The organism is Stenotrophomonas pavanii, from assembly GCF_900101175.1.
Taxonomy (GTDB): Bacteria; Pseudomonadota; Gammaproteobacteria; order Xanthomonadales; family Xanthomonadaceae; genus Stenotrophomonas; species Stenotrophomonas pavanii.
In genome coordinates, this window is record NZ_FNFQ01000002.1 from 21,288 (window position 1) to 45,532 (window position 24,245).

22 protein-coding genes are annotated in these 24,245 nt (G+C 66.8%); 9 read left to right on the forward strand and 13 right to left on the reverse strand.

The features are described 5' to 3' along the window. Positions 1 to 101: 101 nt before the first annotated feature. Entirely contained in the window at positions 102 to 2,861 is a 2,760-nt protein-coding gene (locus BLS66_RS03525; RefSeq protein WP_074725093.1) for a bifunctional diguanylate cyclase/phosphodiesterase, read from the forward strand. A 122-nt stretch (positions 2,862 to 2,983) separates the two neighbouring features. Here the strand turns inward: BLS66_RS03525 and BLS66_RS03530 are convergent, their stop codons facing one another. The 7 genes from BLS66_RS03530 to BLS66_RS03560 form a co-directional block, all read right to left on the reverse strand. After that, entirely contained in the window at positions 2,984 to 3,490 is a 507-nt protein-coding gene (locus tag BLS66_RS03530; protein ID WP_074725094.1) for a hypothetical protein, read from the reverse strand. Positions 3,491 to 3,555: 65 nt separating this feature from the next. Then, a complete protein-coding gene (locus BLS66_RS03535; protein WP_053463201.1) occupies positions 3,556 to 3,771 on the reverse strand; it encodes a hypothetical protein in 216 nt (71 codons plus the stop codon). Positions 3,772 to 3,869: 98 nt separating this feature from the next. Then, entirely contained in the window at positions 3,870 to 5,060 is a 1,191-nt protein-coding gene (locus BLS66_RS03540; protein WP_014647075.1) for a methyl-accepting chemotaxis protein, read from the reverse strand. A 219-nt stretch (positions 5,061 to 5,279) separates the two neighbouring features. Beyond that, positions 5,280 to 5,894 (reverse strand): high frequency lysogenization protein HflD, encoded by a 615-nt coding sequence (hflD, locus tag BLS66_RS03545; protein ID WP_074725095.1) that lies wholly within the window; start codon positions 5,892 to 5,894, stop codon positions 5,280 to 5,282. Further along, positions 5,891 to 7,033, reverse strand: coding sequence for a tRNA 2-thiouridine(34) synthase MnmA (gene mnmA / locus BLS66_RS03550; protein WP_049467749.1), 1,143 nt, complete (start codon positions 7,031 to 7,033; stop codon positions 5,891 to 5,893). The genes hflD and mnmA overlap by 4 nt, the downstream gene beginning before the upstream one ends. Then, entirely contained in the window at positions 7,030 to 7,491 is a 462-nt protein-coding gene (locus tag BLS66_RS03555) for an NUDIX hydrolase (RefSeq protein ID WP_049467746.1), read from the reverse strand. The genes mnmA and BLS66_RS03555 overlap by 4 nt, the downstream gene beginning before the upstream one ends. A 1-nt stretch (position 7,492) precedes the next feature. Then, a complete protein-coding gene (locus BLS66_RS03560; RefSeq protein WP_049467743.1) occupies positions 7,493 to 7,966 on the reverse strand; it encodes a hypothetical protein in 474 nt (157 codons plus the stop codon). A gap of 112 nt (positions 7,967 to 8,078) precedes the next feature. Here BLS66_RS03560 and clpS point away from each other — a divergent pair, with 112 nt between their 5' ends. Then, positions 8,079 to 8,405: an ATP-dependent Clp protease adapter ClpS gene (gene clpS, locus BLS66_RS03565; RefSeq protein WP_006444529.1), complete on the forward strand. Its 327-nt coding sequence runs from the start codon at positions 8,079 to 8,081 to the stop codon at positions 8,403 to 8,405. Between the two features lie 79 nt (positions 8,406 to 8,484). On the opposite strand, the gene BLS66_RS03570 is transcribed toward clpS, so the two are convergent. After that, on the reverse strand, positions 8,485 to 9,297 hold the full coding sequence (locus tag BLS66_RS03570; protein ID WP_074725096.1) for an APH(6) family putative aminoglycoside O-phosphotransferase: 813 nt from the start codon (positions 9,295 to 9,297) through the stop codon (positions 8,485 to 8,487). Positions 9,298 to 9,435: 138 nt separating this feature from the next. Between BLS66_RS03570 and clpA the strand changes: the two genes are divergently transcribed. Continuing rightward, positions 9,436 to 11,721 carry an ATP-dependent Clp protease ATP-binding subunit ClpA gene (clpA, locus tag BLS66_RS03575; protein ID WP_049467738.1) on the forward strand — a complete coding sequence of 762 codons (2,286 nt, stop codon included), beginning with the start codon at positions 9,436 to 9,438 and terminating at the stop codon, positions 11,719 to 11,721. 72 nt (positions 11,722 to 11,793) lie between these two features. Here the strand turns inward: clpA and BLS66_RS03580 are convergent, their stop codons facing one another. From BLS66_RS03580 to BLS66_RS03595, 4 genes are all read right to left on the reverse strand, one after another. Further along, the gene (locus BLS66_RS03580) at positions 11,794 to 12,180 is read right to left on the reverse strand and encodes a hypothetical protein (protein WP_049467732.1); all 387 of its coding nucleotides are present in this window, start codon (positions 12,178 to 12,180) and stop codon (positions 11,794 to 11,796) included. A 202-nt stretch (positions 12,181 to 12,382) separates the two neighbouring features. Then, positions 12,383 to 12,601, reverse strand: coding sequence for a translation initiation factor IF-1 (gene infA, locus BLS66_RS03585; RefSeq protein WP_005409596.1), 219 nt, complete (start codon positions 12,599 to 12,601; stop codon positions 12,383 to 12,385). A gap of 86 nt (positions 12,602 to 12,687) precedes the next feature. Next, positions 12,688 to 13,428, reverse strand: coding sequence for a leucyl/phenylalanyl-tRNA--protein transferase (gene aat / locus BLS66_RS03590; RefSeq protein WP_074725097.1), 741 nt, complete (start codon positions 13,426 to 13,428; stop codon positions 12,688 to 12,690). Positions 13,429 to 13,493: 65 nt separating this feature from the next. Next, positions 13,494 to 14,618, reverse strand: coding sequence for a GNAT family N-acetyltransferase (locus BLS66_RS03595; protein WP_074725098.1), 1,125 nt, complete (start codon positions 14,616 to 14,618; stop codon positions 13,494 to 13,496). A 192-nt stretch (positions 14,619 to 14,810) separates the two neighbouring features. Between BLS66_RS03595 and BLS66_RS20865 the strand changes: the two genes are divergently transcribed. Together BLS66_RS20865 and BLS66_RS03600 are read left to right on the forward strand one after the other, a co-directional pair. Then, positions 14,811 to 15,098: a hypothetical protein gene (locus BLS66_RS20865; RefSeq protein ID WP_244152940.1), complete on the forward strand. Its 288-nt coding sequence runs from the start codon at positions 14,811 to 14,813 to the stop codon at positions 15,096 to 15,098. Then, positions 15,058 to 16,290 (forward strand): N-acetylmuramoyl-L-alanine amidase, encoded by a 1,233-nt coding sequence (locus BLS66_RS03600; protein WP_244152941.1) that lies wholly within the window; start codon positions 15,058 to 15,060, stop codon positions 16,288 to 16,290. Before BLS66_RS20865 ends, BLS66_RS03600 begins: the two co-directional genes overlap by 41 nt. A 106-nt stretch (positions 16,291 to 16,396) precedes the next feature. On the opposite strand, the gene trxB is transcribed toward BLS66_RS03600, so the two are convergent. Next, positions 16,397 to 17,368: a thioredoxin-disulfide reductase gene (gene trxB / locus BLS66_RS03605; protein WP_005416486.1), complete on the reverse strand. Its 972-nt coding sequence runs from the start codon at positions 17,366 to 17,368 to the stop codon at positions 16,397 to 16,399. A gap of 233 nt (positions 17,369 to 17,601) precedes the next feature. Between trxB and BLS66_RS03610 the strand changes: the two genes are divergently transcribed. The 4 genes from BLS66_RS03610 (at position 17,602) to BLS66_RS03625 (ending at position 24,216) form a co-directional block, all read left to right on the forward strand. Beyond that, positions 17,602 to 19,962, forward strand: coding sequence for a DNA translocase FtsK (locus BLS66_RS03610; protein ID WP_064238502.1), 2,361 nt, complete (start codon positions 17,602 to 17,604; stop codon positions 19,960 to 19,962). A gap of 39 nt (positions 19,963 to 20,001) precedes the next feature. Further along, on the forward strand, positions 20,002 to 21,933 hold the full coding sequence (locus tag BLS66_RS03615; protein WP_074725099.1) for a DUF3857 domain-containing protein: 1,932 nt from the start codon (positions 20,002 to 20,004) through the stop codon (positions 21,931 to 21,933). Positions 21,934 to 22,083: 150 nt separating this feature from the next. After that, a complete protein-coding gene (gene lolA, locus BLS66_RS03620; protein ID WP_074725100.1) occupies positions 22,084 to 22,722 on the forward strand; it encodes an outer membrane lipoprotein periplasmic chaperone LolA in 639 nt (212 codons plus the stop codon). Positions 22,723 to 22,938: 216 nt separating this feature from the next. After that, a complete protein-coding gene (locus tag BLS66_RS03625) occupies positions 22,939 to 24,216 on the forward strand; it encodes a replication-associated recombination protein A (protein WP_210240759.1) in 1,278 nt (425 codons plus the stop codon). Positions 24,217 to 24,245 lie beyond the last annotated feature (29 nt).

Sequence of the window (24,245 nt, forward strand, 5' to 3'; positions counted from 1 at the left end):
ATCTTACCCCGCAGCGTGCCGTGACCACTCAATTATCCGCCGCAGGCGCCGTTAACCACTGCGTGCCCCGCTGACGGGCGTGTCATCCGGAGCAAGATCGCGTGGACCAAGGGATCATCGCCAGCCTGCTGCAGCACCCGCTTGCGTCGGCGCTGGTCATCGTCGACCGTGCCGGGCGCCCGCTGGCGGCCAATCCGGCCGCGCGCGAGCATGGCCTGCCGGCCACCGTGGCAGCCTATGCGCCGATGCTGGAAGATCTGCGCCTGATGGCCGCCGATGGCGGCATCGTCGCCTGCACGCTGCCGGGCGGTCCGCGCGGGCACTACGACGGCCACCTGCGTGCGGTGCACGACGGCGCCGGCAACCTGCTGGCCTTCACCCTGAGCATCCCCGAGCCGGTGCCGGTGGACGGAGGCGGGCGCTGGGAGCTGGCGCTGGACAGTGCCGGCCACAGCCTGTGGGACTGGGACATTCCCGGTGACCGCGTCACACGCACGCCCGCGCTCAGCGAGGATGCTGCGACCGGCATGCTGGCACGCGTGCACGGCGAGGACATCGTGCAGGTGCGCGCCGCGCTCGACGAGCACCTGCGCGGGCACAGCGAGCAGTACAGCGCACAGTTCCGTTTCCGCCAGGCCGACGGGCAGTGGCGTTGGGTGCTCGATCGCGGCCGGGTGGTCGCCCGCACCGCCGATGGCCAGCCCCTGCGCATGGTCGGCACGCATACCGATATCGAGCAGCAGAAGCAGCTCGAATCGCTGCTGCAGGAACAGCAGCTGCACCTGAGCGAGGCCCAGCGCATCGCCAGCATGGGCAGCTGGTCGTTTGATCCCAACAGCGGGCATTTCTGGTGGTCGCCGGAACTGCGTTCGCTGCTGGCCCTGGAGCAGGGCGCCGTTCCGGGCCAGCGGCGTTGGCTGAAGCAGCTGCATCCACGCTCCCGCGGCGCGCTGCGCGCGGCATGGCGGCGGTTGTGGCGCGATGGCCGGGCTGCCAACCTCGAGCTGGAGCTGACCCGCGGCCACGAGCCCTCGCAGCACCTGCGGCTATGGATGCAGCCGCTGCTGGACATGGATGGGCAACCCAAGCGCCTGCTCGGCCAGGTACAGAACATCACCGAACAGCACCAGACCGATGCGTTGATCCGCTGGCGCACCGAACTGCTGAACCGGGTCTCCGCGCTGGGCCGCATCGGCGGCTGCGAGATCGAAGTGCAGACCCGAAGCATGCAATGGACCGAGGAGTGCTACCGCATCCATGGCCTGCGCAAGGAACCGATCACCCTCGACCAGGCGCTGGCGCTGTACACCGAGGACTCGCGCAACGCGTTCGAGGCGGCGCTCGCCCGTATCGCCAACGGCGGCCTGCCCGAGCAGCTGGACCTGTGCTTCTACCGCCAGTCCGGCCTGCGCGTCTGGGTGCAGGTGCTGATCGAACTGGACCGTCGTGACGGCCTGCCGCCGCGGTTCGTCGTCCTGTTCCGTGACATCACCCGCGAGCGCGAAGCCAACGAGCGCATCGAACTGCTGGCCCACTACGATCTGCTGACCGGCCTGCCCAATCGCGTGCTGCTCGGCGAGCAGACTGCCGAGGCCATCGAGGAAGCGCGCGATCGCGGTACCTCGCTGGCGATGCTGTTCATCGACCTGGACGGCTTCAAGACCATCAACGACAGCTTCGGCCACGCCACCGGCGATGCGCTGCTGAAGGCCGCCGCCACCCGGCTGCACCAGAACCTGCGCAACAACGACCTGTTCGGCCGCTTCAGTGGCGACGAATTCATCGTGGTGCTGCGTGACCTGGCCGAGCCGGAGGACGCCGGTCACGTGGCGCGCAAGCTGATTGCCTCGTTGGCTGAGCCGCTGCGCCGTGGCGAGACCACGTTGAAGGTCGGCGCCAGTGTCGGCATCGCCATGCTGGGCGATGCGCAGACCGATTTCGACTCACTGCTGCGCGCGGCCGACGCCGCGATGTATGCGGCCAAGGAAGCCGGGCGCAATACCTACCAGTACTACAGCCAGGACGCGCTGGCCCGCATCCAGCGTCGGCTGGACGTCGAGCATGCCCTGCATGGGGCGATCGAGCGCGACGAGTTCAGCCTGGCCTACCAGCCGCTGCTGCACGCCCACCACGGCGAGCCACCGGCGATCGAGGCACTGTTGCGCTGGCACCGACCCGGCATCGGCTACTGCAGCCCGGCCGAGTTCATTCCCATTGCCGAAAAGTGCGGCGAGATCGTGCGCATCGGCGACTGGGTGCTGAACGAGGCCTGCCGCCAGGCAACCGCGTGGGATCGTGCCGGACTGCACTTTGATCGCATCGCGGTCAATGTGTCGGCGGTGCAGCTACGGGATCGCGGCTTCGCCGAGCGCGTGATCGAGATCTGCCATGCCCATGGCTGGCCGCCGCAACGGCTGGAACTGGAGCTGACCGAGTCGGCGCTGATCCGTGACACCGACATCCTGCGCCACTGCTTCGACGTGCTGGAGCGGCACGGCGTGCCGCTGGCGGTGGACGACTTCGGCACCGGCTTCTCCAACCTCAATTACCTCAATCGCTTCCCGGTGGGGCGCCTGAAGATCGACCGCAGCTTCGTGCAAGGGATGCTGCATGACTCGGGCACGGCCGAAGTCACCCAGGCCATCGTCCACCTGGGCCACGCGCTGGGCATGAAGGTGGTGGCCGAAGGCGTGGAAACCCACCAGGAAGAAGACATGCTGCGCCGCCAGGGCTGCGACGAGATCCAGGGCTACCTGTACTCGCGCCCGCTCAGCCCACGTGATCTGGCGCAGTGGCTGCGCCAGCAGCGCCCGGCGCCGATGCGCACCGACGCCAGCGGCGAAGCGGTGCTGGTGCGCTGACGATCTGCGCTGGCAGATGCCGGCCCGGTGTGGCCTGACTCTGGTGCGCCCGGCTCCGGTGGGTGCCGGCCGTCGGTCGGCACGGATGCGCGGGCGCGCGACCATCCACGCACGGCGTGGCCCTACCTGGGAAACTCCGCCTTCAACTGCATGCGCAGGGCCTCGACGACGGCCGCGTAGCGCCGCTTCTGGACCAGGTAGCTGGCCAGGAACAGCGGCAGTACCAGCAGCATCGGCGCCACCATCGGGCGCATCGCCACCAGCGGCAACAGCAGCAGCGACAGGATCGCCACGAACCAGCTGCACAGGCCCGTCACCCGCACCTCGTGCCGTCGCACTTTGAGTACGATGCGACCGCGCATCACCGGGAAGTAGCGCAGGCCGAAGCTCGGCGCGAAGCTCTCGCGGAACGCCATGCTGCCATCGGGCAGCGCATGGAAAGCCAGTCGCAGCCACTTGTCCTGTGGCAGGTCACGTTCCAGGCTGCCCAGCGAGAGGCGGGCCTGCATGGCCGGTGACGCCGCAATGCGTTCGTTGAACAGGGTGATGCCCCAGCTGAAATAGCCGGCCACCCAGGCCATCAGAAGGATCGTTTCGATCAGGAGTACTGCGATCAGGGCGATGGCCATCGGTCTTCCATGAACGGGACCGGTGGATCATGCCATGCGCGACGGCCATCACGCAGGACGCGGATCTACTTCAGGGCTTCGCCATCCAGCCCCAGGTCCCATGCCAGGCCCAGCAGTTCATCGTCGGCTCGGGAGGGGGCGGGGCGCGCATCGGCCAGGTGCTGCAGTTCGAGCAGTTCCTCGCGGGCGACGTCTTCCAGCTGCTGCAACTGCTCACGCACGCTCGCGTTGCGCGGGCGCTCGGTGTCGGTGAGGGCGGGCAGGGCGCGGATCAGGGTCATGGTGCGCGTACAGGATGCATCCAACGGCGGGTCACAGGCAAAGGCCCCGGGTGAACCGGGGCCTTGCGGGCTGCCGGCGAGGGCAGCGGACATCAGGATCAGAACAGCTCGACGGTGCCGGCGCCCATGCTCTGCTGGGCGACCGGCTTGTGCGGCGGGCGTTCCCATTCGCTGCGCAGCTCGCGCAGGCGGTTGCCGGTGCGCTGCAGGGCGCTGGCAATCTCTTCGTCGAACACGCCGCCGTTGCGGTGCAGCAGCTCCTGCAGGGCCACCGCTTCGCGATTGATGGCGGTCAGGCGGTCCAGGTGGGTGTGCACGCCGCCCAGGGCCTGGGTGGCGATGTCTTCGAACTGCAGGGCGCGCACGGCTTCGGCCACGCTGCCATCGATCGCACGGGCGCACTCGGACACTTCGCGCATGCCGTCGCCGAGCGAGGCATTGATCTGCGCGACATTGTCGAGCATTGCCGCCGCTTCCTGGCGCGCTTCGCGGGAGCGGTCCATGTCACGCGAGGCCATGTGCGAGACCGTCTCGCGCACCTTGGCAATGGCGTCCTTGGAGCTGTGCGCCAGCTTGCGGATCTGCTCGTTGAAGGTGGTCGAGCGCTCGGACAGGTTGCGCACTTCGTCGGCGACCACGGCAAAGCCACGACCGGCTTCACCGGCACGCGCCGCTTCGATGGCCGCGTTCAGCGCCAGCAGGTTGGTCTGGTCGGCGATCGACTTGACGTCTTCCAGCAACGCGAAGATGCCATCCAGGTGCTGCGCCATCTGGTCGATGTGCTGCACGGTGGTGCTGCTCTGGCCGCTGACCTGTTCCAGCGCTTCCACCAGCTGTTCCATGCGATGGCTGGCGTGCTGGGCGAAACGGGCGACGTCGAGGCCGGCATTGCCTTCATCACCGGCGCGGTCGACGATGCGCGACAGGGCCTGGCTCTGCTGGCGCGACTTGCGGTTCATCGCATCGAAGCTGCCGCCGAGGCTGGAGACGGCCTGGCGGATCAGGTCACGGGCGCGTTCCACTTCGCCACGCGAACCGTCGATCTCGTTGCCGACGAAGTTGCGCAGCTCGGTCAGCAGCTGGTCCTGTTCGCGCAGGACACGGGCGTGCTCGGGGGAACGATGTGCCTGGGCGCGGGTGGTCCACCACGCAAAGCCGAGCCAGCTCAGCGTCATCGTGGTCAGGATCGCCCAGCGCAGGGCGGCCGGCCATTCGAAACCGATGGCGAAGGGGAGCAGCAGGGTCAGAGCCAGGGGGGCGGCCAGACGGATGAAAATGCGTGAGTACATGGACGTTCTCGGGAGGTGCACGGAGGATGTATCGGCCGTACCCCCTTTCTCTTTAACGTCGATGTGCCTCGAAGTGCATTCTGAATGCGCCGGTTTTCCGGCGCCCTGGCGGCCTCGGGGTCAGAGCCCTTTCCGTGCCGGAAAGGGATCCGACCCCTTGGGCAGGCAGCAACGGGGTCGGATCCCTTTTCCATGGAAAAGGGCTCTGACCCCACACCCTCAGGCCAGCAGGCGGTCCACGGCCTCGATCATCGCCTTTCGCCCGAACAGGAAATCCCAGTAGCTGCCACCCAGCTGCCGCCAGAGCACCGCCGCGCGCACCGCGGCCAGCAGCAGGGCGCGGATCTCCGCCACCACGCCGGCCTGGCCCAGGTAGTGCGGGTTGCCCTGGACCATCACCCGCGGCTTGAGGTGGCTGATGGTGTCGGCGTACAGGCCGCCCAGGCTGGCGAGCACGTCCGGGTGACCGCTGTCACCCAGTTCGGCGGCCTGGCGCTGGGCGCGCTCGATGCCGGAGGCGACCTTGTTCACGGTCGCCCCGTCCTGCACGAAGCGGCGCTCCAGCTGCAGCACCGACAGGGCCAGCTTGGGCAGGATCGGGTCCTGGCCCTGGCTGCGGAAGTAGTTGTGCAGCAGGCGCAGCCCCGCCTTCAATGCATGGCGGTCACCGAACACCGCCTGCGGCGAGGACGCATCCACGCGGAACACGCTGTCCATGGCGGTGCGTACGGCGGCGGCGTCGGAATGGCCGGTATCGGCGATGCGGCGGACCTGCTGCAGGGCCTGGGCAATGCCGGCCAGGGCCAGGACGCGGTCGTCGACAGTGAAACTCATGCAGCGATTACCTCAAAAGGGGAGGGGGTGGTGCGCAGGCGCTCTTCCAGCGGCGCATCGGTGGCGGCGATCACCGCGCCACCCAGGCACACGTCACCGTCATACAGCACCAACGATTGACCGGGGGTAACGGCGCGCTGCGGGCGCGCGAAGGTGACCAGCACGCTGCCGTCATCCAGCACCTGCACCGTGCAGGGCTCATCGGGCTGGCGGTAACGGGTCTGGGCAGTACATTCGAAACGCCGCGCCGGCGGCGCGCCGGCGATCCAGTGCGCGCGTTCCGAACGCAGGCGCCCGGACAGCATCCACGGGCTGTCGCGGTCCTGGTCCACGTACAGCACGTTGCTGGCCACATCCTTGCCGACCACATACCACGGTGCAGCCGGGCGGCCACGCACGCCGCCGATGTTGAGGCCCTCGCGCTGGCCCAGCGTGAAATAGAACACGCCCGGATGCTCGGCAATCACGCTGCCGTCGGCCGGGTCGAGGATCTGGCCCGGCTTGGCCGGCAAATAGCGTCCAAGGAACTCGCGGAAATCGCGCTCACCGATGAAGCAGATGCCGGTGGAATCCTTCTTGGCGTGGGTCGGCAGGCCAACGTCGCGCGCGATCCGGCGCAGGTCGCTCTTTTCCAGGTCGCCGATCGGGAACAGGGTGGCCGCCAGCTGCTCCTGGCCCAGCTGGTGCAGGAAGTAGCTCTGGTCCTTGGAACGGTCGGCGCCGCGCAGCAGCAGCCACTGGTGGCCGCGCTGGGTTACCCGGGCATAGTGGCCGGTGGCGATGCGCTCGGCGCCCAGCTCGCGGGCAGCATCCAGGAAATGCTTGAACTTCACTTCGCGGTTGCACAGCACGTCCGGGTTCGGCGTGCGGCCGGCCGCATACTCGGCCAGGAAGTGCTCGAACACGCCCTGCCAGTACTCGCTGGAGAAGTCGCGGAAGTGGAATGGGATGCCGAGCAGGCCGCAGACCGCCACCGCATCGCGGCGGTCGTCCTCGGCGCGGCAGTCACCGCTGCCGTCGTCGGCCCAGTTCTGCATGAACAGGCCAGCCACGGCCTCGCCCTGCTGGACCAGGCGCCAGGCGGCGACCGAGGAATCGACGCCACCGGACACGCCCACCATCACGCGCGGAGTGCTCATGCGACCTCCCGGACCAGTGAAAGCGGATGGCGCTGGCCACCCAGGTAATCGGCCACCACCTGCCATACCAACGGGCTGCGCTGGCGCGCGCCGGCGGCCTGCAGCTCGGCCGGGGTCAGCCACAGCGCACGGTCGATGCCGGTGTCCAACGGCTGCGCCGGGTCGTGCGAGACCGGGCGCGCCGCATAGCAGAAGCGCAGGAAGGCAGTGCCGTCGCCGGCGGTCCACTGGTAGCAGCCGATGAAGTGGGTCAGCTGCACGGTCCAGCCGGTTTCCTCGCGGGTCTCGCGCAGGGCAGCCTCGGCCAGGCTTTCGCCCGGCTCGAGGTGGCCGGCCGGCTGGTTGAGCACCGGACGGCCGTCGATGGTCTCTTCAACCAGCAGCACGCGGCCGCCGTCGACCACCACCGTGGCGACGGTGGCGTGCGGTGCCCAGCGCGGGTCCGGCGTGGCGTTCAACTCAGAACTCGTCCTTCTTGGTCAGTTCCAGCTCCATTGCGTCGGCGGTGCGGATGGCCGCATCGATGGCGTCGCTGAGCTGGTCGGGGGTGGCATCGGCGTCGATCTTCACCACGAACATGGCGGTGGTGTCCTGCTTCACCCAGCCGCCCATCTTGGCGTCCTGCGAATCTTCCAGCAGGCGGTTGGCCACGGCCACCGGGAACTGCTTGGTCTTGGCACTGTAGGCCGGCGACCAGATCTCGCGGATGTTGTGGCTGCCGAAGTCTTCCACCGCCGAGCGCACGTAGACCATCTGGGTGCGGTCACCCTCGACGTCGAAGACCATGCGGTAGTCGCCATCCTCGTCGACCTCGTAGGTGTAACCCAGCTTGTCCAGGTGGCGGGCCACGGACTTGTCGGCCTGGGGTGCGGCGGTGGCAGCACCGGCAGCGGCCAGGGTGATCAGCAGGGCGGGCAGAAGGGTCCTTTTCATGAAGATCCTGTGAAGCAGTGTTGAAAGAAGCTGCAATTGTGACGTTGGGCGTGCGTGCCGTCCAATCCGCGGCGGGCCGACGCAGGCGCGGTGCAACCTCTATAATGGGTGGATGCCCCATGAGTCCTCCCCCGATTCCCATCACGAGCACGGCGTTGCCGTGGAGCCCGCGCGCCCGGAAGTGGCGCCGCCGCCGTTCTACCAGGTGATGCTGCTCAACGACGACTACACCCCGATGGATTTCGTGGTGGATGTACTGCAGCAGTTCTTCAGCATGGACCTGGACAAGGCCACGCAGGTGATGCTGCACGTCCATACCCGCGGCCGCGGCGTCTGCGGCGTGTTCACCCGCGAGGTCGCCGAGACCAAGGTTGCCCAGGTCAACGAGTATTCGCGGATGAACCAGCACCCGCTGCTGTGCACGATGGAAAAGGCCTGACCGGCTGCCGATTCTCGTCCGGGCACATCGATCCCGGATGGGTGTGCCCACCAAGGTGGGCACCTGCCAAGCGCGGGTCTCACCTCTCCGCCAGCGCCTCCAGAGCCATCCGCGCCACCGCCTCGTCGATGTCGGCGGGGTCGCCATCGTCCCGGAACCACACGGCCGACAGTGCCGCGCTGGCGGCAATCCAGCGCAGCAGGCGCGCCCGTTCCAGCCCGGCGAGCGCACTGACCTGTTCCAGCCGGGCGGCAAACCGCTCCGGCCGCGTGGCCACGTGGATGCCCGGGCCGCACAGATCCGGATTGCTGAACAGCGTCGTGTAGTCGAACGCGCGGTCACCCAGCAGCCGTTTCGGATCGATCGCCAGCCAGCCGCGCGCACCAAAATCCAGCACGTTGTCATGGTGCAGGTCGCCGTGCAGCGGCCGGATCTCCTGTTCTTCCTGCAATACCCCTTCTGCCAGTGATCTGCACTGTTCCAGCAGTGGCGGCAGCGCGGCCCTTGGCTGCAGCAGGTCGGCGAACCATCTACGCAGGCAGACCAGGTCTGCTGGCGGCGCGCTCCGTGGCCGGTGCAGCCTCCGCAGGACCTGGCACAGGATCGTGGTGCAGGCGTCATCGGCGCCATCGATCGAGCGTTGCCGCAGCGACTGACCGCTGGCGCGCTCGATCAGGATCGCCGGCCCCTCGTGGACCAGCAGCCGGGCAGCGCCATCGCCGTCCCACCAGCGCAGCAGGCGATGGCCGTTCTGCTCCTCGGTTTCGCCGGCAATCTTCAGCATCGCCGGCTCGCCGCCGGCGGTCAGCACCGGCCAGAGCCGGGCGTGGGGCGTACGGATGGCCGGGCCATCACGCCGCAATCGCCAGCGGCTCAGGTAGGGTTCGCTCATGCCGGTTGTACGATCCTGGAGTGAATGAAGATCAAGCGATCTGCAGTGCTAACGCCATCTGAACGCAGCAATCCGCTAGGGTGATGGAAATCGCGTAGTCAGGCCGCATATTGTTCCCATCTGCCGCCGGAGTAATCCATGTTCAGCAAAGACCTCGAACACACCATCGGCCAGTGCTACAAGCGCGCCCGTGAGGCCCGGCATGAGTTCATGACGGTCGAACACCTGCTGTTGGCACTGCTCGACAACCCGTCTGCCCAGGCCGTACTGAAGGCCTGTGGTGCCGACGCCGAACGCCTGCGCCAGGAGCTGGAGCAGGCCATCGAGGCCTCCGTGTCCCGCCTGGCCGAAGATGACGGCCGCGATACCCAGCCGACACTGGGTTTCCAGCGGGTGCTGCAGCGGGCCGTGTACCACGTGCAGTCCTCGGGCAAGAAGGAGGTCACCGGCGCCAACGTGCTGGTCGCCATCTTCGGCGAAAAGGACTCCCACGCCGTCTATTACCTCAACCAGCAGGATGTGACCCGGCTGGATGTGGTCAATTACCTGTCCCACGGCATCGCCAAGCTGGGCGAGGAAGGCGAGCAGCCGTCCTCCTCCTCCGAGGGCGAGGGCCGCATGGAGGGCGGGGAGGGCGAGCCGAAGGGCGATGCACTGACCGAATTTGCCAGCAACCTCAACGAACAGGCGCGGTCCGGCCGCATCGATCCGCTGGTCGGCCGCGCCGACGAGATCGAGCGCACGATCCAGGTCCTGTGCCGCCGTCGCAAGAACAACCCGCTGTACGTGGGTGAGGCCGGCGTGGGCAAGACCGCCATCGCCGAGGGCCTGGCCCGCCGCATCGTCGAGGGCTCGGTACCCGAAGTGCTGGCCGACGCGGTGATCTACTCGCTCGACCTGGGCGCGCTGGTGGCCGGCACCAAGTACCGTGGCGACTTCGAGAAGCGCCTGAAGAGCGTGCTGACCGCACTGAAGAAGGTGCCCAACGCGGTGCTGTTCATCGACGAGATCCACACCATCATCGGTGCCGGCTCGGCCTCGGGCGGCACCATGGATGCGTCCAACCTGATCAAGCCGGCGCTGGCCTCCGGCGAGCTGCGCTGCATCGGCTCGACCACCTTCCAGGAATACCGCGGCATCTTCGAGAAGGACCGGGCGCTGGCCCGCCGCTTCCAGAAGATCGACATCGTCGAGCCGACCGTGGGCGAGACCTACGAGATCCTGCAGGGACTGAAGTCCAAGTACGAGCTGCACCACGGTGTGACCTATTCGGACGAAGCGCTGCAGGCGGCGGTGGACCTGTCGGTGAAGCACATCGGCGACCGCCTGCTGCCGGACAAGGCCATCGACGTGATCGACGAGGCCGGTGCCCGCCAGCGCCTGCTGCCGGAAGGCCAGCGCAAGGAGCTGATCGACGTCGAGGAAGTGGAAGCGATCGTGGCCAAGATGGCGCGCATCCCGACCAAGCAGGTCAGTGCCACCGACAAGGACGTGCTGCAGCACCTGGAGCGCAACCTGAAGATGGTGATCTTCGGCCAGGACCCGGCCATCGAGACGCTGTCCTCGGCGATCAAGCTGGCCCGCTCGGGCCTGGGCAATCCGGAAAAGCCGATCGGCAACTTCCTGTTCGCCGGGCCGACCGGTGTCGGCAAGACCGAGGTGACCAAGCAGCTGGCGCTGCAGCTGGGCATCGAGTTGGTCCGCTTCGACATGTCCGAGTACATGGAGCCGCATTCGATCAGCCGCCTGATCGGTGCCCCTCCGGGCTATGTCGGCTTCGACCAGGGCGGCCTGCTGACCGAGAAGATCGTCAAGACGCCGCACTGCGTGCTGCTGCTGGACGAGATCGAGAAGGCGCATCCGGACATCTTCAACATCCTGTTGCAGGTGATGGACCGCGGCGTGTTGACCGATACCAACGGTCGCGAGGCCAACTTCAAGAACGTTGTACTGGTGATGACTACCAATGCTGGCGCGGCGCAGGCCTCGCGGCGTTCGATCGGCTTCACCAAGCAGGACCATGCCACCGACGCGATGGAGACCATCCGCCGCAGCTTCACCCCGGAATTCCGCAACCGCCTCGATGCGGTGGTGCAGTTCCAGGCGCTGGGCTTCGAGCACATCCTGCGCGTGGTCGACAAGTTCCTGATCGAGCTGGAGATGCTGCTGCAGGACAAGCACGTCAGCCTGTCGGCCACGCCGACCGCGCGCGACTGGCTGGCCCACCACGGCTTCGACCCGCTGATGGGTGCCCGTCCGATGGCCCGCGTGATCCAGGACAAGATCAAGCGGCCGCTGGCCGACGAGCTGCTGTTCGGCAAGCTGGTCAATGGCGGCAAGGTGAGCATCGATGTGCGCGACGACGAACTGGTGGTCGAGACCCAGGCCGAGCCGGAGCGCTTGCTGCCGGTCACGGTGGAGTGAGCTGACCTCCGTCCGGTTTCGACGGACCTGACATGACAAGGGCGGCTTCGGCCGCCCTTGTTGTACGCGACGTCAGCGGCTGCGCTGGCGGGCTTTCTTCTTGAAGGTGGCCTCGTCGATGGGTTCGACCTGCGCCACGGTGCAGCGGTTGGCGTCGGTGCGCAGCTGGCTGCGCCCGGCGGCGCACAGCAGGCCCTGCTGGCCATCGGTGAAGAAGCTCAGCTTGCGCGAATGGGCCGCAGCGGAGCAGTCGTCCTGGAAATGCACGACATAGTGGTCCTGGCCATTGCGCAGCAGGATGTTGCGCGAGGCGCCGGCGCGCACCAGTTGCTGGTCGCCGCCCAGTTGGATGCAGTCAGCGGCGTTCGCCGCAGCGGGGGTATCGGCGGCGCGCGCAGGCAGCGCGCTGGCGGACGCGACGAGGGCGATGAGCAGGGCGGTCAGCGAGGGCATGTTCATGGCGGGGCAGGGGATGGCGATCCGGACTGGATCGGTTCCTACGATGCCGCCGCGGATGCAGATGCGAATCTGCCGCAAGCAGGGCTGACCGACGTCACGGTGAGTTCGGTCACGATGACCTCCGGCAGGGCCGGATGGCAGGCATGACAAAAGGCCAGCAACCAGGGCTGGCCTTGTCGACGTGGCGCCAGGCGCCGACCGCTTACTTCATGCGGTAGGTGATACGACCCTTGGTCAGGTCGTACGGGGTCATTTCAACCTTGACCCGGTCACCGGTGAGGATGCGGATGTAGTTCTTGCGCATGCGGCCGGAGATATGGGCAATGATCTCGTGCCCATTTTCCAGACGAACGCGGAAAGTGGTGTTCGGCAGCGTCTCGCTGACGGTGCCCTCGAACTCGATGGAATCGTCTTTCGACATGTAGTCCTGTGCGGTTCAGAAAACGGCCACGCTGGGCCTAAGGCGCAGTATTTTACGCGTGACCGGCCCAGCTTGCAAAGTTTGTGTTAACCCCCGGCCAAACGCCGAGCCGGCAGGCGTCCCACCGCCTGCGTCCACGGGCCTTCACGGCCCTTGTCGCGCACCGCCTGGCGCACGTGATCCAGAAACGCCGCGCGCGGCAGATGCGTGGCGCCCATCCGCAGCAGGTGTGGATTCTCCACCTGGGCATCGATCAGCGGCCAGCCCCAGCCGGCAAGCGTGGCCGCCAACGCGGCCAGCGCGATCTTGGAGCCCCCGCTGGCACCGCTGAACATGCTCTCGCCGAAAAACACGGTACCGATCGCCACACCGTAGATGCCGCCGACCAGCGTCTGCCGGTCCCAGACCTCGAACGAGTGGGCAAACCCGAGGTCGTGCAGCTGGCTGTAGGCCTCGATCATGGCCGGGCTGATCCAGGTGCCGTCCTGGCCGGGCCGCGGCGCGGCGGCGCAGGCGCGCATCACCTGGCCAAACGCGGTGTCGGCAGTGACCTCCCAGTCGCAGCCACGTAGCTGGCGGCGGAAGCGGCTGGACAGGTGCACGCCATCGGTGCGGAACACCATGCGCGGGTCGGGCGACCACCACAGGATCGGTTCGCCCTCGCTGAACCACGGAAAGATGCCGCCCGCATACGCGTTGAGCAGGCGCGCCGGGTGCAGGTCGCCGCCCACGGCGAGCAGGCCGTCGGGCTGGCGCAGGGCGGTCTCGGCTGGGGGAAAGGGCGCGTCCGGCGCGTCGGCCAGGCGCCAGGGCAGCTGGCGGGTCATGCCGGCATTGTATTCGTCGCGGCCCCGCGCGAATGCCGCGGCAGATGCCCACCTTGGTTGGCAGGTCACCCGTCCGCGCGAAATGGGCTGTGCCCCAGCAGCTCCTGCCGGTACCGCCGCACATCCCGTCGCTCCTGCCGGCACCAGTCCTGCAGCGCTTCGGCAAAATCCGCGTCCGCCACCCAGTGCCGGCTGCGCACCAGGGTCGGCAGGAAGCCGCGCGCCAGCTTGTGCTCGCCCTGCGCGCCCGGCTCGAAACGGCTCAGGCCTTCGCGCAGGCAGTACTCGATGCCCTGGTAGTAACAGGCTTCGAAATGCAGGCCGGGCAGGGTGGCCCCGCCCCAGTAGCGGCCATACAGAGTGCTGCCGCCCCGCAGGCAAAGTGCGCCGGCAATCGGCTGGCCTTCCTGCTCGGCCAGGAACAGCACCAGCCCACGCCCGAGCGAGATCGCCAGATGGCGCAGGAAGGGCTCGGTCAGCGCCGGGGCATTGCCGTATTCCAGGAAGGTCTGCAGGTAGAAGCGGTACATCGCCTGCAGGTCGGCGCGGCTGGCCTCGTCGCCGTGCACCACGCGGAAGGTGATGCCCTGGCGGGTGACCTTGGCCCGTTCCTGGCGGATGTTCTTGCGGTGCTTGTGGTCCATCGCGGCGAGGAACTGCTCGAACGTTGCCCACTCGCCGGGGTTCTGCCACTGGAACTGCACATCCTCGCGCAGCAGCCAGTCCTCGCCGAACAGCGCTTCGTCCGCTGCGGTGTGGAAGTTGATATGGGCCGATGACACCTCCAGTGCCGGCAGCGCATCACGCAACACCGACAGCAACGCGGCGCGATCTGAATCGTGACGGGCCAGCAGGCGCGGCCCGGTGACCGGCGAGTACGGTACCGCGCCCAGCCACTTCGGGTAGTAGTCGCGGCCATGCCGGGCATAGGCGTTGGCCCAGGCATGGTCGAACACGAATTCGCCGTGGGAGTTGGTCTTCAGGTAGCCCGGAATGGCGCCGATCAGGCGCTCGCCCTCCCACAGCGTGCAGTGCCGGGGTTGCCAACCCCAGTCCTCGCGCAGGCAGCCGTGCTGTTCCAGGCCTGAAAGGAAGGCGTGGCTGACGAACGGGTTCTGGCCGTCGTGCAGGGCATCCCAATCGGTGGCGGGAATGGACTGAAGGGAGTGGAGGAAGCGGGTGGAGGGCATGGTTGGCAAGGATAGGCCAGGTGGATCGCGAACGGTGTTGGCGGAGCTGGGTTGGTTTGTTTCGGTTGGAGGTGAGGAAAATTTGAATTCTCCATCCGTGTGCGCTGGGTGCGGAATCGCCGGCGCACGGGTCGGCAGGGTGGCGGGGCGCTGCATGAGCGGCGCGCATCCCACCACATGGAGAAATCAACGATGAAGGGATTGAAGCTTGCAACTGCCGCGGTCGCGTGCGGCCTGATCTTTGTGCCACCCGTGTTGGCTTCTGGAGATCAGCCGGCAAAAGTGCTTGAGGATCCAGGTGCCTACGCGGAGGTGGTTGCGCTGTTGGAGCGTGAAGCTGCGAACCAGCTGACGCGTCATTTGCAGGAGAGGGGTGAGCTGCGACAAATCAGCGTCAGCATCCGTCTGGATGTGAAGGCAAGATCGATGGTGATCAGCTTTGGGCCTGGATACCTTCCCGGCCGCGGATCGCGGTTATGACGAGCTCTTCCTGATTCCGATGGCGTCTACGTTGAGGCACTACGCCGAGAAGTCGGGACTGGATGTGAATGATATTGACTTCCTGTTTGACGGAAAAACCCTTGAGGAATACTACCCCGAGGATCTGGCCGTTCCGCCGAAGACGAAAGAGAAGTCGACGCATACATCAGCTTTGGTGTCAGCAAGCCATGGCTACATCAGCTTGCATCCCAGCAGAGAATGGAAGTTCCAGCGCCCAGCGCCTCTCGGCATCCAGGAAGACACGCTGAGTCCACTGTTTGGTGACGAACTGCAAGGATTGATCGAACAACGTAGCGGTTTGACGGTGCACCGGGCACGCAGCCGCTCCAAGGAACTCCATCCGGAGTCCGGGAAGCCATGGGAGCACATGTCATCCCGCTACCACCTCAAGGCGCTTTTCCCCGAACGCACCGACATGTGGAATGAGTTTCCGAACAGCCCAGAGTCTGCTCGCGAAAAGGAAGAGGACATACGGGCTCGTCCCAACTACGCAAACCATCTGGGTGTGGATGTCATGCTGAGCCTGCACACCAATGGCAGCGATTCAGCCAGCCTGCGTGGAACCGAGGTCTACTATCATCAGGACAAACCGCAGGACAAGGCGCTGGCGGATAGCATTCTCTGTGGGATGCGTGAAATCATCCGAGCGCAACCGGGCTATCGGGATTTCCCGATTCGCGAGAGTTCGACCTCGGCCAGGCACGGCGAGAACCGCATCGGGAAGATGCCCTCGGTGATCGTCGAAACCGCCTACCACTCCAATCCTGAGGATGTGGCTGCCTTGCAGGATCCCGTCTTCCGCTCGGCGTCGATGAAAGGGGTGGAGAAGGGCTATCGCCTGTGGGCAACGGGAAAGACGTGCGAGCCCTTGGCGCTGCATGCGATTCCAGACACCGATGTGCCCGTTCAATCGGCCAGGGATGTCGAAGTCCGTTATGCCGGGAACCCCCAGTATCCGTTGTCGGTGGAGCTCTCGCTGACGACCTGTTCCGAGGTGGGTGCGTGCTCCTCGTCGACGAGGACCTTTGATGATCCGATGCAACCGGTGGTGATCAATCTTGCCTGCAATGGCGTCGGCACGGGCGTCGCGCGCTGGAGTGCGCTCCTGAGGGACGCGGACGGGGTTGCGTCGGCACCTGTCGAGTTCTCGCAGGCGTGCGTGCGGACGTGAGGGTGGGCATGGCCTGGCACTCCTGAAAGCACGAAGGCCGGCGCTTTCGCGCCGGCCTTTGGTCTCGGTCGAGCATGGCTCGACGCTACAGAAGCAGGTTCGCTTCTCAGCTGGCCTTGCCCTGCGCGTCCAGATAGCGCTCGGCGTCCAGAGCGGCCATGCAGCCGAAGCCGGCCGAGGTGATCGCCTGGCGGTAGTGCTGGTCGGCCACGTCGCCGGCGGCGAACACGCCTTCCACCGAGGTCTGGGTGGCGTTGCCGCCCAGGCCCGAACGGATTTCCAGGTAGCCGTTGTTCATCGCCAGCTGGCCGTCGAACAGGGTGGTGTTCGGGTGGTGGCCGATGGCCACGAAGAAGCCGTGGGCGTCGATGTCGCGGGTGCTGCCGTCCAAGGTGGACTTCACGCGAACGCCGGTCACGCCGGCGTCGTTGCCCAGCACTTCCTCCACCTGGTGGTGCCAGACGGTCTCGATCTTGCCTTCGGCGACCTTCCTGAACAGCTTGTCCTGCATGATCTTCTCCGCCTTCAGGGTGTCGCGGCGGTGGACCAGGTAGACCTTGCGGGCGATGTTGGACAGGTAGAGCGCCTCTTCCACGGCGGTGTTGCCGCCACCGACCACGACCACGTCCTGGTCGCGGTAGAAGAAGCCGTCACAGGTGGCGCAGGCGGAGACACCGCGACCCTTGAAGGTCTCTTCGGTCGGGATGCCCAGGTACTTGGCGGTGGCGCCGGTGGCGATGATCAGCGCGTCGCAGGTGTACTCATGGCTGTCGCCGATCAGCTTGAACGGGCGCTGCGACAGGTCGGCAGTGTGGATATGGTCGAAGATGACCTCGGTCTCGAAGCGCTCGGCGTGGGCCTGCATGCGCGCCATCAGGTCCGGGCCCATCAGGCCGTGGGCGTCACCCGGCCAGTTGTCGACCTCGGTGGTGGTCATCAGCTGGCCACCCTGCTGCAGGCCGGTGATGACGACCGGCTTCAGGTTGGCACGGGCGGCGTAGACGGCGGCGGTCCAGCCGGCCGGTCCGGAACCGAGGATGACGAGGCGCTGGTGGCGGGAGGGCAGGCTGGTGCTCATGTAAACTCGCGAAAAGGTAGATGGGACAAGGCGCTGGCGATGTTTGCGCAGCATCCTCGGCAGGTCATAGAGTGGCGGCTGGGGCAGGGCGATTCAAGCCGATGAACAGAACGCCGTCATCCAGCGGTGGTTTCGGCCCGGTCCGGACCCGGCCAGATGTCGCATAACTGAAAACTGACGCCGTCTCATTTATTATCAATCACTAACAGCACATTCCAAAGGTATGGTCTAAGGTGGCGAAGCAGGTCCCTGAACGCTCCAAGTCGGACGACAGCAAGGCGTCACGTCGCACGGCCGCGGCGGCGACGACCGACAATCCACGCCGCCAGCGCCTCTGGCGCGACCTGGGCCTGATCGCCATCGCGCCGGCCCTGCTCTATCTGGCGGCCAGTCTGTTCACCTATTCAGCGACCGATCCGGGCTGGTCGCACACCGGCAGCGTGGTTGCGCCGGTGCACAACCTGGGCGGCCGCGCCGGCGCCTGGATCGCCGACGTGCTGCTGCAGCTGTTTGGCTACATCGCCTTCCTGCTGCCCATCGTGCTGGGCGCGCTGGCCTGGATCGCCATGTTCGGCCTCAAGCGCGAGAGCAAGGGCGAGAACGACCTGGATCCGGCACTGCGCCTGGTCGGTCTGGTCGGGTTCCTGATTGCCGGCACCGGCTTCCTGCATGTGCGCCTGTTCAGTGGCGATGTCGCCAGTGCCGGCGGCATCCTCGGCAAGCTGGTAGGCAACTCGCTGACGGTAGGCTTCGGCGCGCTGGGGGCCAACCTGTTCGTACTGGTGCTGCTGCTGGCCTCCATCACCCTGGCGACCGGGCTGTCATGGTTCACGGTGATGGAGAAGATCGGCCGCGGCGTGATGTCGCTGGCGCCGTTGCTGGAGCGCAAGAAGGAAGAAGTCACCGAGTGGAAGCAGACCCGGGTGATGCGCGAGGAACGCCAGGAAGTGCGCAAGGCCGACGCCGAGGTGCGCGCCAAGCGCGAGCCGGTGAAGATCGAGCCGCGTCCGGAGCCGGTGATCGAGAAGAGTGATCGGGCCAAGCGCGATACCCAGATTCCGATGTTCCGTGGCGTCAACGGCGATGGTTCCGACCTGCCGCCGCTGGCGCTGCTGGATGATCCCAAGCCGCAGCCGAAGGGCTATGACGAAGAAACGCTGGAAACGCTGTCGCGGCAGATCGAGTTCAAGCTGAAGGATTTCCGCATCGATGCGCAGGTGGTCGGCGCCAACCCTGGCCCGGTCATCACCCGCTTCGAGATCGAGCCTGCACCGGGCATCAAGGTCAGCCAGATCAGTTCGCTGGACAAGGACATCGCGCGTGGCCTGTCGGTGAAGTCGGTGCGCGTGGTCGATGTCATTCCGGGCAAGTCCGTGATCGGCCTGGAGATCCCCAACGTCACCCGCGAGATGATCTTCCTGTCCGAGCTGCTGCGCTCGAAGGAATATGACAAGTCGGCCAGCGTGCTGACCCTGGCGCTGGGCAAGGACATCGCCGGCCGCCCGACGGTGGCCGACCTGGCGCGCATGCCGCACCTGCTGGTGGCCGGTACCACCGGTTCGGGCAAGTCGGTGGCGGTCAACGCGATGGTGCTGAGCCTGCTGTTCAAGGCTTCGCCCAAGGACCTGCGGATGCTGATGATCGACCCGAAGATGCTCGAACTGAGCGTCTACCAGGGCATTCCGCACCTGCTGGCACCGGTGGTCACCGACATGAAGGAGGCCGCCAACGGCCTGCGCTGGTGCGTGGCCGAGATGGAGCGCCGGTACAAGCTGATGAGCGCAGTGGGCGTGCGCAACCTGGCCGGCTTCAACAAGAAGGTGAAGGAAGCCCAGGACGCCGGCCAGCCGCTGATGGACCCGCTGTTCAAGCCGAACCCGGAGCTGGGCGAGGCGCCGCGACCGCTGGAGACGCTGCCGTTCATCGTCATCTTCATCGACGAATTCGCCGACATGATGATGATCGTCGGCAAGAAGGTCGAAGAGCTGATCGCGCGCCTGGCGCAGAAGGCGCGTGCGGCCGGCATCCACCTGATCCTGGCCACGCAGCGCCCGTCGGTGGACGTGATCACCGGCCTGATCAAGGCCAACATCCCGACCCGTATCGCCTTCCAGGTCAGCTCCAAGATCGACTCGCGCACCATCCTCGACCAGTCCGGCGCGGAAACCCTGCTCGGCCACGGCGACATGCTGTACCTGCCGCCGGGCACCGCGCTGCCCGAGCGCGTGCATGGTGCGTTCGTGTCCGATGACGAAGTGCACCGCGTGGTCGAGCACCTCAAGGCGATGGGCCCGGCCGACTATGTCGACGGGGTGCTGGACGAGGTGCAGACGATGGGCGACGGCGTGGTCGTCGGTGCCACCGGCCTGCCCGAGACCAGTGCGGCCGGCGACGAGTCCGACCCGCTGTATGACGAAGCGCTGCGGGTGGTCACCGAGACCCGCCGCGCCTCCATTTCCGGCGTGCAGCGCCGGCTGAAGATCGGCTACAACCGTGCAGCGCGACTGATCGAGGCCATGGAAGCGGCCGGCGTGGTCAGCCCGCCCGAGCACAACGGCGACCGCACGGTGCTGGCACCGCCGCCGCCGAAGTAAGACCCGAGGTATCCCCCACGACGTCCAAGGAACCGACGCATGCTTCACCCCGTACCAAGCGCGCTGGCACTGGCGCTGGCAGCCTTGCTGGCTGCCAGTCCGGCACTGGCAGAAACCGCCACCTCCGCGCCCGCCACGGCGCCGCCTTCCACCAGCGGCGATACCGAAGCCAGCAATAATTTCAGCATTGTCCGTTACCGCGCCGACTACCAGGTCCGGCCGGATGCGGGCAATGTGCAGACCGAAACCTACGAAGTGCTGCTCAAGACCAAGGCCTCGGTCGAGCAGTTCAGCCAGGTGCGGCTGAGCTACAGCGAGAAGATGGAAACCCTGGAGGTGCTTGGCGCCTACACCATCACTGCCGACGGCCAGCGCCGCGACGTGCCGGCCGACCGCATCTACACCCAGGAAAGCTACTCCAGCGCCTCGGCGGCGATGTACGCCGACCGCAAGGTGCGGGTGATCGTGTTCCCGAACCTGGCGCCGGGCACGCGGCTGTACTACCAGGTGCGCCGGACCCAGCTGACGCCGTACTTCCCGGGCTATTTTGGCCTGTGGGAGACCTTCAATGTCTTCACCGAATACGAGGACGCCGAGGTCACCCTGAGTGCGCCGGCCAACCTGCCGATGTTCATCGACAGCCGCGGCGTGCAGGGCAGCGATCGCCCGACAGTGAAGAACGGCCAGGCGCAGTGGCGCTGGCGCTACCAGCGGCGTGAGGCGATGCCGGCGCAGAACTGGTCGGCCGCCGGGTGGGAGTTCGGCCCGAACATCATGGCCAGCACGTATCGTGACTGGGCGCAGATGGGCCGCGCCTACCAGCGCAAGGCCGGGCCGGCGGCGCAGGTCACGCCGGAACTGCAGGCGCTGGCCGACCAGATCACCGCCGGCATCAGCGACCGCCGCGGGCAGGCCGATGCGCTGTACCGCTGGGTGGCGCAGAACATCCGCTATGTGGCGGTGTACCTGGGCAATGGTGGCCTGGAGCCGAACAGCGCGCAGAGCATCCTCGACAACCACTATGGTGACTGCAAGGACCATGTGACGATCCTGGAAGCGCTGCTGGCGGCCAAGGGCATCGCCAGTTCGCCGGTGCTGATCGGTGCCGGGGGCGGTCCGACGCTGCCGAAGATTCCGGTGCTGGGCCGCTTCAACCACGCCATCACCTACATCCCCGAGTTCGATCTGTACCTGGATTCGACCACGGCATGGGCGCGCTTCGGACAGTTGCCGGAAGGCGATCTGGGGGCGCCGGTGGTGCGCACCCGCGACGCCACGCTGGCGCGCACCCCGGCCAACACGCCCGATCGCAACGCCACGTCGATGGAAGTGCGCTTCACCTTCGACGCCAATGGCGACCTGCGCGGCGAGACGATTCCGAAGCTGGGCGAGAACGCCGAGATCGGCATGCGCGCGCAGTTCTCACAGCTCAACGCGCAGAACCGTGCGCGCGCTGAGGAGCAGATCATGGCCGCGTCGGGTTTTGACGGACGGGGGCAGTTGCAGATCCAGGGCGTGCCAGGCGATCTGACCCGGCCCTTCGGCTATCGCATGGCGTTCCAGGCCGAGGACTACGCCGATTTCAGCGTGGCCGGCGGCATGGCCGTGCCGGACCCGCCGGGCGGCGAGTCGGTGCGCGGCCTGTATGCCACTGCCTCGGCGCCGGCCAACGAAACGCCGTTCTACTGCAATGCCAGCCTGCGCGAGGAAACCTATCGCCTGCAGTTCCCGGCCAATGCACCGATCATCGCCATCCCGGCCAGCCAGCGTTTCGCCAACGCCGCCGGCGAATATCGCGTGGACTGGAGCCGCGAGGGCCAGGACGTGATCGTGCACCACCGCTTGCAGCAGAACGCGGTGCGTGGCCCGGAGGCGCTGTGCCAGCCGCACGACTATCCGGCGTTCCGCGCGCTGTATCGCGAAGTGCGGCGCGGCTTCCGTGGCCAGGTGCTGTACGGTCGGCTGAGGTAGAACCGCGCCCTGCGTGGATGAAGCCGCGTTCGTGCGTGCATCGCGGTTCGACGATCAGGGCGGCATAATGTCGCCCTGATCGCCCATTCAGCTTGCACCGGGCACACTCACATCCAACTTTCCTGGCCTGCGTGCCCACAGGATTTCCGCATGAACGTCCGCTTCCGCCGTTTCCTTGCTTCCACCACCCTGGCCGTGGCCTGCGCCGCCGCCGGCAGTGCCTGGGCTGGCGCCCGCGATGACCTGAAGACTTTCACCAGCGGCCTGAAGGGCCTGGATGGCCAGTTCAGCCAGCAGGTGTTCGACAGCCGCGGCAAGGTCAAGGAATCGACCAGCGGCCGCGTGGCCCTGTCGGCGCCGCGCCTGTTCCGCTGGGAATACGTGCGCCCGCACGAGCAGTTGATCGTGGCTGACGGCAAGAAGGTCTGGATGTACGAGCCGGACCTGGAGCAGGCCACCGTGCGCGAGCAGGGCAAGGAAGAGCAGAACAGCCCGCTGACCGCGCTGATCAATCCGGCGCTGCTGGAACAGCAGTACGACGTCAGCGAAGAGGCTGCGCAGCGCGATGGCCTGCAGTGGCTGTCGCTGTCGCCGAAGCGTGAGACCGAAGCCAGCTTCCAGTACGCGGCGCTGGGCTTCAACGCGCAGGGCCTGGCCAAGATGGAAATCACCGATGCGGTTGGCCAGCGTACCGTGATCAGCTTCAGTGGCTGGAAGCGCAACCCGGGCTTCGCCGCCGGCACCTTCAGCTTCACCCCGCCGAAGGGCACCGACGTCATCGGTGATTGATCAGGGCGCCGGGCATGGCCCGGCGCTACCTGCTCTGATGGGTGCCAACCGTTGGTTGGCACGCTTGGGATCTGCCGGCCAGCGGCCGGCACTACCGGAATTGCTGGCACGCTCTCGCGGTACAATAAGCGGGTGCCAAGACATCGCTCCACTTCCTTCCCCGGTCCCGATCTGCTGAGCGTTGATCGGGAGCACCTGCGCCCGCTGGCCGAGCGCATGCGCCCGCGCACCCTCGATGAAATGGTCGGGCAGAAGCGCCTGCTGGCGCCGGACAGCGCGCTGCGCCGCGCGGTCGAGTCCGGTCGCGTGCATTCGATGATCCTGTGGGGGCCGCCGGGCTGCGGCAAGACCACGCTGGCGCTGCTGCTGGCCGAGTACGCCGATGCGGAATTCCGTGCCATCTCTGCCGTGCTGTCCGGGCTGCCGGAGGTGCGCCAGGTGCTGGCCGAAGCCGCGCAACGCTTCGCGGAGGGCCGGCGCACCGTGCTGTTCGTGGACGAGGTGCATCGTTTCAACAAGGCGCAGCAGGACGCATTCCTGCCGCACATCGAGCGCGGCACGATCCTGTTCGTCGGCGCCACCACCGAGAATCCGTCGTTCGAGCTGAACTCGGCGCTGCTGTCGCGTTGCCGCGTGCATGTGCTGGAAGGTGTTTCGCCGACCGATATCGTCGAAGCGCTGGAACGTGCGCTGGGGGATCGCGAGCGCGGCTTGGGCGAAGAGCGCATCGAGGTCGCACCCGAACTGCTGCTGGAGATCGCCACCGCCGCCGATGGCGACGTGCGCCGTGCGTTGACCCTGCTGGAGATCGCCGCCGAACTGGCGGGCGGGGAGGGGGGGCGCATCACGCCGCAGACCCTGACCCAGGTGCTGGCCGATCGCACCCGTCGCTTCGACAAGGGCGGCGAGCAGTTCTACGACCAGATCTCGGCACTGCACAAGTCGGTACGCAGTTCCAACCCGGACGCCGCACTGTACTGGCTGACCCGCATGCTCGATGGCGGCTGCGATCCGTCGTATCTGGCGCGTCGACTGACCCGCATGGCCATCGAGGACATCGGCCTGGCCGATCCGCGCGCGCAGAGCATGGCGCTGGAAGCCTGGGACATCTACGAGCGGCTCGGCAGCCCGGAAGGCGAACTCGCCTTCGCGCAGCTGGTGCTGTACCTGGCCAGCACTGCCAAGTCGAACGCCGGCTATGCGGCCTTCAACCAGGCCAAGGCTGACGTGCGTCAGAGCGGTACCGAAGAGGTGCCGCTGCACCTGCGCAATGCGCCGACCAAGCTGATGAAGGAGCTGGGCTATGGCGCCGAATATCAGTACGACCACGATGCCGAAGGTGGCATCGCGCTGGACCAGACCGGTTTCCCGGACGCGATGGGCGAACGGGTGTACTACAACCCGGTGCCGCGCGGCCTGGAAATCAAGCTGAAGGAAAAGCTGGACCGGCTGCGTGCCGAGCGCGAAGCGGCGCGGGCCGCGAAGGGCCGTTGAGCCGGCTTATGTGGGGTCGAGCCATGCTC

Bases quoted from the DNA above. Each gene is read 5' to 3' on its own strand.
- clpS (WP_006444529.1), top strand. From the start codon at position 8,079: ATGCCCCATGAGTCCTCCCCCGATTCCCATCACGAGCACGGCGTTGCC.
- BLS66_RS03580 (WP_049467732.1), bottom strand. From the start codon at position 12,180: ATGAACATGCCCTCGCTGACCGCCCTGCTCATCGCCCTCGTCGCGTCC.
- BLS66_RS03530 (WP_074725094.1), bottom strand. From the start codon at position 3,490: ATGGCCATCGCCCTGATCGCAGTACTCCTGATCGAAACGATCCTTCTG.
- BLS66_RS03540 (WP_014647075.1), bottom strand. From the start codon at position 5,060: ATGTACTCACGCATTTTCATCCGTCTGGCCGCCCCCCTGGCTCTGACC.
- mnmA (WP_049467749.1), bottom strand. From the start codon at position 7,033: ATGAGCACTCCGCGCGTGATGGTGGGCGTGTCCGGTGGCGTCGATTCC.
- BLS66_RS20865 (WP_244152940.1), top strand. From the start codon at position 14,811: ATGAAGGGATTGAAGCTTGCAACTGCCGCGGTCGCGTGCGGCCTGATC.
- BLS66_RS03615 (WP_074725099.1), top strand. From the start codon at position 20,002: ATGCTTCACCCCGTACCAAGCGCGCTGGCACTGGCGCTGGCAGCCTTG.
- hflD (WP_074725095.1), bottom strand. From the start codon at position 5,894: ATGAGTTTCACTGTCGACGACCGCGTCCTGGCCCTGGCCGGCATTGCC.
- BLS66_RS03570 (WP_074725096.1), bottom strand. From the start codon at position 9,297: ATGAGCGAACCCTACCTGAGCCGCTGGCGATTGCGGCGTGATGGCCCG.
- lolA (WP_074725100.1), top strand. From the start codon at position 22,084: ATGAACGTCCGCTTCCGCCGTTTCCTTGCTTCCACCACCCTGGCCGTG.
- trxB (WP_005416486.1), bottom strand. From the start codon at position 17,368: ATGAGCACCAGCCTGCCCTCCCGCCACCAGCGCCTCGTCATCCTCGGT.
- BLS66_RS03535 (WP_053463201.1), bottom strand. From the start codon at position 3,771: ATGACCCTGATCCGCGCCCTGCCCGCCCTCACCGACACCGAGCGCCCG.
- BLS66_RS03625 (WP_210240759.1), top strand. From the start codon at position 22,939: ATGCGCCCGCGCACCCTCGATGAAATGGTCGGGCAGAAGCGCCTGCTG.
- BLS66_RS03595 (WP_074725098.1), bottom strand. From the start codon at position 14,618: ATGCCCTCCACCCGCTTCCTCCACTCCCTTCAGTCCATTCCCGCCACC.
- clpA (WP_049467738.1), top strand. From the start codon at position 9,436: ATGTTCAGCAAAGACCTCGAACACACCATCGGCCAGTGCTACAAGCGC.
- aat (WP_074725097.1), bottom strand. From the start codon at position 13,428: ATGACCCGCCAGCTGCCCTGGCGCCTGGCCGACGCGCCGGACGCGCCC.
- BLS66_RS03560 (WP_049467743.1), bottom strand. From the start codon at position 7,966: ATGAAAAGGACCCTTCTGCCCGCCCTGCTGATCACCCTGGCCGCTGCC.
- infA (WP_005409596.1), bottom strand. From the start codon at position 12,601: ATGTCGAAAGACGATTCCATCGAGTTCGAGGGCACCGTCAGCGAGACG.